We start from the raw sequence: 9,506 nt of genomic DNA, 5'->3' as shown, positions 1-9,506 counted from the left end.
TTGTGGGATGGGCGTCCCGCCCGTCCAACACGGACGGGCGGGACGCCCATCCCACAAACTTGTGGAAGTTATTTAATTCTCATTCCTTACTTAAATGCGAAGATACAATTTACGTTGCGCGAGTCCTGAAAAACGTTAGAGTAAGAAACAACTCGGAAATTGTAAAGGTTTGCTTGAAAGTTCGGCTGATGGGAGATCGGGAGAACCAGTCAATTTCTAATTTAGGTGAAGTGGGGAGTGCCGACGATCGCCATACTGCATCAGAAGCACTGTGGCCGCGCGATCGAGCCCTGGCCGCTACTAGCTGCGGCATTGTCATTGCTGACGCCAATGCACCAGATTGTCCCATAATTTATTGCAATCCGGCCTTTGAACGGATGACGGGTTACTGCGCCAGTGAAATCTTGGGGCGTAATTGCCGATTTTTGCAAGGCCCGGATACCGATCGAACTACCGTAGCTAAAATCCGCGAGGCCTTGCGCCAAGGTCGAGAAATCCAGACACCAATTAAAAATTACCGCAAAGACGGCACTCCTTTTTGGAGCAAATTATCGCTATCTCCCGTGCGAGACGACAACGCTAATTTGACTCACTTTGTAGGAGTTCAATCTGACTTGGCGGAACCAATATGTGAAGTGCAGCAAGCATTGCAGCAAGCTAACGACCAACTGCAAACGATTTTGGAAGCAGTTCCGGGAACAGTATCTTGGATTAGCTCGGATTTGCGCTATTTGGGGGTTAACCAGCACTTAGCCAAACTGCATGGTTTGCCGCCGTCGGCTTTTGTCGGTCAAGATATTGGTTTTCTGGGCGCTAGCTCGGATTTTAACTCTTTTGTGGTGGAGTTTTTTGCCGATGACGCTACGGAAGCGGTTAAAGAACTCAACGTTAAGGTACAAACCGACGGAGGAGAGTCGGAGGGATACTATTTGATTGTGGCTCAAAAGTACGATCGGGGCAAAGCAGCTTGTCTGGTCGGCATTGACATTACCGAGCGCAAGCGGGCAGAAGAAGCTCTGGTGCTGACTCGCAAGGCGGTGGAAAGTTCGAGTGACGCGATCGGCATCAGCGATGCGAACGGCACTCACATCTATCAAAATCAAGCGTTTTCTCAGCTATTTGAGTGGGACACGGCAGAGGAATTTAAACTAGCCGGAGGTATATCGGCAGTTTTTACTGACCCCGCAGTCGCTAGGGAGGTACTCGACACGATCGCCCAAGGTTATTCTTGGTTTGGTGAAATTACCAACCGCACTAAAAGCGGTGAAACTTTGCAAGTGTTGCTGCGGGCCGATGCTATTAAAGACGCTACAGGGAAAATTGTCGGTCTGATTTACATGAATACCGATATTACCGATCGCAAGCGCACGGAACAAGAGCTGCGGCAAAGCGAGAAGCGCTTTCGATCGTTGATTGAAAATGCTAGAGACATTATTGTGATTCTCGACGATAAAGGCTTTTGCCGCTATGTATCTCCTTCCCTAGAGCGGATTTTGGGCTACCCGACGGCAGAAGTGCTGGGCCGATCTATATTTGACTTGATTCACCCTGACGAATTGCTGATAGTGGATCAAGTTTTCAAAGGTGTCATGCAAATGCCCAAAGTTAGCCTGGGCATGGCGGAATACCGAGTGAAACACAAGGATGGTTCCTGGTGCGTGTTGGAAGCGGTGGCGACGAATTTGCTCGAGGAACCTTCGGTGCGGGGAATTGTGGTCAACTGTCACGACGTGACTGAACGCAAGGTGGCTGAAGAACAATTGTTGCACGATGCTTTGCACGATGCGCTGACGGAGTTGCCCAACCGTGCTTTGTTGACTGACAGGTTGGGCCAAGCTTTTGCCCGCGCCCAACGGCATCCAACCTATCAGTTTGCGGTGCTGTTTCTGGATTTGGACAGGTTTAAGGTGATTAATGACAGTCAGGGACACCGCACGGGCGATCGGCTGTTGGTGGCTGTGGCTCGCCGTCTCTTGACTTGTTTGCGGCCAGGCGATACGGTGGCTCGTCTGGGGGGAGATGAGTTTGTGATTTTGCTGGAGGAAATTCACGGTGTTGATGAGGCGATCGCCCAAGCAAAGGCAATTCTCAAGACGATCGAACGACCGCTTTATTTGGAAGGTAATAAAGTTTTAATTACTGCTAGCATCGGCATTGCTTTGAGTACCGACAAATATCAGTGGCCGGGAGATATTTTGCGCGATGCTGATATTGCAATGTACCGCGCCAAAGCTCTCGGTAAAGCTCGCTACGAAGTTTTTACCCGTGCGATGCACACTCAGGCTGTGGCTTTGATGCACTTGGAACATGATTTGCGGGAGTCGGTTGAAGAACTAAATTTGAAATATTCGATAGTGGATTTCGCCTGTGGGACGGCGGCAGAAAACTCGCCGATGAGTGAAATGGATCGGAGATTGGAGCGTCCGAAGTCGCAAGTGACTGCTTTAAAATTGGAATGTCCTTTTACTGTTTATTATCAGCCGATCGTTAGTTTGAAAAGTGGTTCTGTTATCGGATTTGAGGCGCTGGTGCGCTGGCTGCACCCGGAACGGGGTTTAGTTTCCCCGATGGAATTTATTGCGATGGCTGAGGAAACTGGGTTAATTATGCCTTTGGGTTTGTGGGTTTTGAGCGAAAGCTGCCGCCAAATTATTAAGTGGCAGAGTTTGAATTTACCTGTGGGAAATTCGCGGCTGACTGTAGCAGTAAATCTTTCGGGGAGGCAGTTTTCGGAACCGGAGTCCATCGAGCAAATTAAGCAAGTTTTGCAGGAAACGGGTGTTGATGCTCGCTGTTTGAAGTTGGAGATTACTGAGACTGTGGTGATGGAAGATGGGGAAGCGGCGGCGGCGATGCTTTCGCAGTTGAGAGACTTGGGGATTGATTTGTGCATTGATGATTTTGGTACTGGTTATTCCTCTCTGAGTTATTTGCACAAGTTCCCGATTAATATTTTGAAGGTCGATCGCTCTTTTGTCAGTCGCATTGGGGAAATGGGCGAAAATTTGGAAATCGTGCGGGCGATCGTCATGCTGGCCCGCAGTTTGGGGATGGAGGTAGTGGCAGAAGGTGTCGAAACCGCCGTCCAATTGGCTCAAATGCGGTCGATCGGCTGCGAGTACGGTCAGGGGTACTTTTTCTCTAAACCTCTCGATAGTGAGGCAGCTACAGCCTTGTTGAGGCGATCGCCGAAATGGTGAACTGAACCAAATATTTAACCGGAGCAAATTGCTTGATTGTCAATAAGGGCGATCGATCTTTTCGTACTCAATGCCTTGAGTGTTAAAATCAAAATTGAGTATAATAGAAAACTATCGAGATAGGTAAAAATATATGTCTCAATCTGTTGTGCCAGCAGTCGAAGAAAAACAGATCGATACTTCCCCGACATTAACTTTTGAAGAGTACAGAGTTTATCAAAGCAATGACGATGTACAATATGAATTGTACAAAGGCAAATTAATACCGATGGCAACGGCTAGCGCATTACATACAAGCATCTGCGAATTTTGGGTTTATAAATTGCAGCGTTACCTAGCGGAACATAATCTGGATTTAGTCGTAAAAACTTCTGTGGGAGTCAGAACAGAAGATGCTACATCCCGCATTCCCGATGTAGTTGTTTGCACAGAAAGTTTGTGGCAACAAGTTCTTGCCAGACCCGGTTCTGGCATCTTAGACTTGAGCGAAACACCTTTATTTGTAGTAGAAGTAGTGAGCCAAGATCGGCGAGCAGATTATGTAGTTAAACGAGGAGAGTACGAACTAGCTAACGTGCCGGAATATGTGATTGTTGACCCAACAGAAAATAGACAGCGGGTGCGAGTTGCGGCATTTCCCGAAGGTGAAGAAAGTTATGCACAGATAGATTATTTGCCGGGAGATGACATGGTATCTGTAGTATTTCCAAATCTGAGATTATCAGTCAATGAAATATTATATCCCCCATTGGTAGAAGGGTTAATTAAGGCAGAACAAGCTCAATTGCAGAAAGCTGAAAGGTTGGCGGCGAGGTTGCGGGAATTGGGCGTAGATCCTGATGCTGTGTAGGAAATTGGATGAAGTACGCGCGAGCGAAGCTATCCCCCAGGGAATCGCCCTTGACGTATCTCAATCATCTAGTGGCAAATCGCGCAGGAAATAAAAGCGATCGCTTTGCGAATTGTCTCCTTTAATTCGCCCTAAGTAACCAGTCAGCGGTGAAGAAAGTTCTATAGTCAAATCCTTTACTGATTCGTTTGTCAGCTTAGAATCAGTGGCGGCAAATCTAGCATTGTATTGAACTTTAATCTCAACAACCGTTGGAAAGTCGCTATCTGAGCAAAGTTGTTTCACTGCTTGTATGATTTGCGATCGCAGCCTAATTTCTCTTTCAACTTTCTCAATATAATCCTTAATCCTGTCGTCAATTTGCCGCCCCATTTCTAGATAGGGCTTTAGTTCAACTAAGTTGACAGCACCTGGATATTTAGCTTTTAACTCAACTAGCTTCTGTAAAGTCATGGCATTGATAATACTAACTTTCCACTCTTGTGCTGCTTTCAACATATCCACCGAAGGATTGCCGGGGCCAATCACTAACTTGGTAGATTCTAAAAATTTATCCCGACTTAAGTGCATTCCTCCCAGTTTAATCAATTCCTCAGCAGTTCGACTGGGGATAAGTCTACCCGCCTTACACTCACCAACTAAGGGATAGGGTTGGGAGCAAAATAAATCTAAGCCACCAGCACCGCCTTTGTAGGCATTCTCAATCTTGAATCCTAAGAATTCAAGACTTTGACGTGTGATATTCTCAAAATCGGTGCCTGCTTGATAGTTGCTTTTTTTTTCTTCTAGTTCTATGCTGCGATTTCCCAAAGCTGCGATCGCACTTATCCATGCTAAATCTCGGTCTGGTTTTGCTGTTGGTGAATTTTCAGACCAACCTAGAAATATTTTGATATCATCGTTGAGCTGATTGGCAGCTAAGTTGCTACTACCAATTTCCTCAACTTGCAACTGCAAAGCTTCTAAATATTTATAAGGATAGACTTCTCCCGCCACCAAGAGAGCTTTACGCTGATAAAAACTAGCTTCAGAAATCACCGGAGTATCAATCTCGCTATTCATTGCCATCACATCGTCGCGCTGCGGCCAATAGAAAGCTCCTGACTCTGTTTGCACATTGACTACACAAGGATTAGACAGGTGATAAACTCGTAAAATCAATAGCTTGAGAACTTGGTATTTTTCAAAAATATGTTCCAAAGCTTCCAATTTCCAAACTGTTGACTGTGCAATTTTCTCTAAAAGGTATTTTTGCTGTGGATTAATCCGCCAATGATATTCACAACGCGCCCAGATTTTAATCTGAATAGGATATGTTTGAAGTTCAGCAAATGCACTTTCAGCCTTCGTCAAATATTGAGTCTGATAGTATTGATCGAGGCTAAGATTATCAGGAAGGTGTTGACTGGGATAGAGCCAGAGTACCTCACCTTCTCTGATATTTTGCCTGAATGGTACAGCAATTAGCCTGCCTAATGTTAGCAGGTCAACATCACAAGCTGGTAATTGAATACCCTTAATGATTCCAAGATTCATATTAAGTAGGAGCGCTTAGAATTTCACAAAGTAGTGGATTTTTAGCAGCCAGGTTTAATTCTTGAACGAAGTCAATCACTTCCTGCTTAGTAAACCCGTAGTTCTCAGCCTCCTCGTAAATTTGATGAAGTGCTGCTAAAGGCTTGATCTCATCCTTCTTTAGAACAACAACTTCACCTCCTTGTTCCTGTACAAGTTTTTCTTCAAGCTGTTTGCCTTTCTTCCAACTGAGGGGAACGGGTGTTGAGCGGACTAAGCAACCACGAGTAATGTTATGTTTGGCATATTTCAACAGTCGTTGCATTACTGCATTGAATGTCATGCCAGTCAAAGTTTCGGAAACTCTGACTCCAATTCTTACTGCTTTTTGTTGAACTGCATCGTAGCCATCAATAATCAAATGTAAATCGTGACCTGCCTGATTAATATGTGTAACCGAAGTAATTATTACATTTTCTGTTCCACATTTAGGAATCATTGCCATTGTAGAGGCAATAATAGCAGCTAACTGGTCATCGTTTTGTTCGGGGACTGAAACTCGATTCAATAGTTCATAATAAGAATCCAGAAACTCTTGCTGTTTATTGTTGATCGGGTCTCTCGTTGAAGTTCCTGGATCTACAATTTCCACTGAATCAAATTGTTCCGCACACCATTTCATCAAGTCTCGCACACCAGCAGCTTTACTTGCAATACCTCTGATTTGATTAGCATCAAAAGGATATAAATTAGGGTAATCATCAGAATTTAGATTATTTTTGCTGTGAAACCAAGCTAGCCTCAATTTAACAAGCTCTAACATCTGATCAGAAGTAGGTGGGTTTGTAGCTACAGACCTTTGTCCTACACGATCGGGTATGCCACTTCCCATTTGTTCAATTTCCTTCCATGTGTCGCTAATAACGCAACAGAGGAGAAGTACATTGCTACATTGAAAGTAAATTCTATCTATGCAGCTAGCTACTATTTGAGCAGCGCTATCTCCGCAGTCATTACCTACACTAACTTGGTCTAGTTGATCGAAACAAATCAATACGGGTCGTGATGAAACTCCAGCAAGCTTACATATCTGCTCTATGAACCAAATAGACTTTGCATCTTGTTCTTGCTGCGAAAACTCTGGTAAACCCCTTTGCTTGGTTTCAGGATGATCTATACCTTGAATCCAAGCCATACCAACTTGAGCGATTGGAGCCGATTTAAATATGAGAAATAAAACGGCTTTCAAAAAATTAAAGTCAAGGTCATGTTGAGATTCTAAGATTGCTTCGATTACCTCATCAATAAATTCATATCTTTGAGGTTGGTTGAGATTTTGAATGAGGTATTTCCTTAATTCTTCAGGATGATGGCATTTTTCAAGATAGGGCTGGTATTTTTCTTCAAATTCTGTTCCCTTAAGAGTCGCAATCATAGACGCAGCAAGTTGCTGCCATTGCGTTACTCCTCTGACATCTTGGTGCTTAAAGCTGAGTGAAAGATGGAACCGCACATGGGAGTCAATTCGACTAGCGTTAGTAAATTGAGGAATGTAGGCAAATACAGAGCCACCGTCGCGCTCAATAGTTTTCCATATCCGGTGGATTGTATGACTTTTGCCTGTGCCTCTATCACCTCTGACTGCAATCCCGATTTTATCAGAATACTTTTGGCGGACTTCAGAAATTGCTCTATAGATTGTTTGGTCAACCTGCTGATTGAGGTCATCGAGATTAGTTACAACTTCACCCCAAACCTCATTCGCGCTTACGATGGGTTTCAATTTGAAAGGATTGGGCTGTTGCTTCCGTGCTTCTTCAAACAGTGTATACGGATCTGTCATTGTTTTCTACCTCAATCTCAAGATGGTTTGCTAGCGAAAAATAAAAGACCTCTTATGTCATCGCTGATCGAGTCTTGCTTTTGTTCATCAGTTGCTCCACGAGCCTCTCCACTTTGGAGATAAAATAAACGATCGGCCTGCATCTGCATAATCAAGTCTTTGAAATTCTCCCGGCTAACCTGTTCCCCTAGCTCACGGCGCAGATGCCAGATTGGGACAAGTCCCATGTAGTTGTAGCCTTTGTCCAATTTCTCAAATAGGGCAAGGGCTTGGGACTTAAAATCCTCATAAGATGCGATCGCCCCTACATCCCCCTTCCCCTTCTCAACCCCAACACTTGCCACACCATCCTGATGCCGAATCCACTTCAACAAAGAATTTCCCAGGCGAGTACCAATTTGAGAACCATCAAACTCAAACAGAGAATCCTTACTTTTCAGGCCTTCCGCTAAAACTTCTTTCCCCTTCGCCGTCAATTCCACCAGCGTCACCCGATTTACCAGCGAATACTCGATCGCCCCAGTCGCCTGTAACTCGCCCAGCACTTCCACATATCTCTGACTCGTCTCATTAGTCCGCACAATCCGCTTAGTCAACTCCCCCTTTTTCACCTTCATCTTCCCGCCGCTCAAATCCCACAAATTCAGCAGTACCCGAACTTTCGCCTTCGCATCCCACACCGCTTGCTCTTCCGGTGTCAAAGTTATAGGCACCGCAACTTCACTTTTCTCAGACATATCCATACCTTTAAATACTTGTTTTTACTTTTAAATTTTACCAGAAACCTTGCTGGCAAACATTTAAACTTTTCCGCACGCGGGCGAACCTGCGAATAACTTATGCTTATTTCATTGTTAAATAATTTTGTCACTCATCACCACAGTAAAATTCGATTACCAAAAAGATGAGGATTGACTAAAAACTTGTGAATTGATAAAATAAAATGTTTGATACATTATCGCAGTTCAAATTCTCTGCACCAAATGCGATCGAAACATTTTTAAGCACAGCTCGCTAGGCTCTAGCAACCTCAACAAATGTAGCGCTCCCAACCGCACCTAATAACCCGGAAACTAGCCTAACTGCGACTTTAGTTCAATGCTCGATTCTGCCTTTAGAAAGACGAATGCAACCTAAACATCTTGTTACATTGCAATGGCAATCAAAACATTGAACAAGATTTTACCCATGAAAACTATTCCCGACCAAATTTCCAACATCAAAGACAAACTTCCCGACTTTACTCCCACCCCTCCCGGTTTAAAAGCTCAAGCATCTAGCCACGACCTCAAAGCCCGTTTAGATTGGGGCGAACCCGGACTCACAATCATCGACGCCCGTGATTTTGAAAGCTTCACCAAAAGCCACATTACCGGCGCGGTAATGATGCCAATGGACGAATTAGTTGAGCGCGCACAATCGAGTTTAGAACCCATCCGCGACATCTACATCTACGGCGAAAACGACCAACAAACCGCCGAAGCTGCCAATCTTCTCCGCGCAGCAGGCTTTCAAAAAGTAGCCGAACTCAAAGGCGGAATTCCTGCTTGGAAAGCCATTGACGGCCCCATCGACGGCGCTGCCGAACACGATACTCCCGGCCCCGACGCTTACAACGTTTTCTCTCGCTTGCAACACCACGCAGAAGCGCAGAAAATCAACAAATAACCTCAGATTGGCGGCAGAATTAACCCACAGAATCTGACACTTAATAAACCCGGTATCGCAAAAGTTACCGGGTTTTTCTATCCGAACTTATACCATGCCCGGTCGATTACCCTGATTCCTGTAGGGGCGGGTTCACCAACAATATCTGCCAATAATGGACAATCTCAAAAACCCGCCCGGCCGGGATATTATGGTCAATCGTGAGGACATGATATTATACCAAATCAGTCTTATATTTTCTTAGTCTCTTAGAGAGTGACTTCCTTTGTATAGGATGGGTTTCATATCATGTCCGATGGATCGCCCATAATACAATTGCCGGGGCGGGTTTGGGAGATTGTCGGTTTTTGGCAAATATTAGACCTCTTGCAAAAAAGATATATGTTATAATTAGAAGTTTTAATTTTAATCGGCTAGAGCTAACTCATGA

At 44.7% G+C, this 9,506-nt stretch carries 6 protein-coding genes; 3 read left to right on the top strand and 3 right to left on the bottom strand.

Features of this window, described 5'->3' with window-relative positions:
• Positions 1–125: 125 nt before the first annotated feature.
• Together QT973_RS26545 and QT973_RS26540 are read left to right on the top strand one after the other, a co-directional pair.
• Positions 126–3,200: an EAL domain-containing protein gene (locus tag QT973_RS26545; RefSeq protein ID WP_445305702.1), complete on the top strand. Its 3,075-nt coding sequence runs from the start codon at positions 126–128 to the stop codon at positions 3,198–3,200.
• Positions 3,201–3,333: 133 nt separating this feature from the next.
• Positions 3,334–4,050, top strand: a complete 717-nt coding sequence (locus QT973_RS26540; RefSeq protein WP_333057618.1) for a Uma2 family endonuclease — start codon at positions 3,334–3,336, stop codon at positions 4,048–4,050.
• 60 nt (positions 4,051–4,110) lie between these two features.
• Here the strand turns inward: QT973_RS26540 and QT973_RS26535 are convergent, their stop codons facing one another.
• Genes QT973_RS26535 through QT973_RS26525 form a run of 3 tightly spaced genes read right to left on the bottom strand, consistent with a single transcriptional unit; the run spans position 4,111 to position 8,145 of the window.
• The gene (locus QT973_RS26535) at positions 4,111–5,586 is read right to left on the bottom strand and encodes a DUF1802 family protein (RefSeq protein WP_333392533.1); all 1,476 of its coding nucleotides are present in this window, start codon (positions 5,584–5,586) and stop codon (positions 4,111–4,113) included.
• Position 5,587: 1 nt separating this feature from the next.
• Complete coding sequence (locus tag QT973_RS26530; RefSeq protein ID WP_333212140.1) at positions 5,588–7,408, bottom strand: hypothetical protein; 1,821 nt, start codon at positions 7,406–7,408, stop codon at positions 5,588–5,590.
• 17 nt (positions 7,409–7,425) lie between these two features.
• A complete protein-coding gene (locus QT973_RS26525) occupies positions 7,426–8,145 on the bottom strand; it encodes a hypothetical protein (protein ID WP_333392531.1) in 720 nt (239 codons plus the stop codon).
• Between the two features lie 451 nt (positions 8,146–8,596).
• On the opposite strand from QT973_RS26525, the gene QT973_RS26520 reads away from it, so the two are divergent.
• On the top strand, positions 8,597–9,076 hold the full coding sequence (locus QT973_RS26520; RefSeq protein ID WP_333057623.1) for a rhodanese-like domain-containing protein: 480 nt from the start codon (positions 8,597–8,599) through the stop codon (positions 9,074–9,076).
• Positions 9,077–9,506 lie beyond the last annotated feature (430 nt).

The organism is Microcoleus sp. Z1_A1, from assembly GCF_036700305.1.
In the GTDB taxonomy this organism is placed as follows: Bacteria; Cyanobacteriota; Cyanobacteriia; order Cyanobacteriales; family Microcoleaceae; genus Microcoleus.
This window is presented reverse-complemented; position numbering and strand designations above follow the sequence as displayed.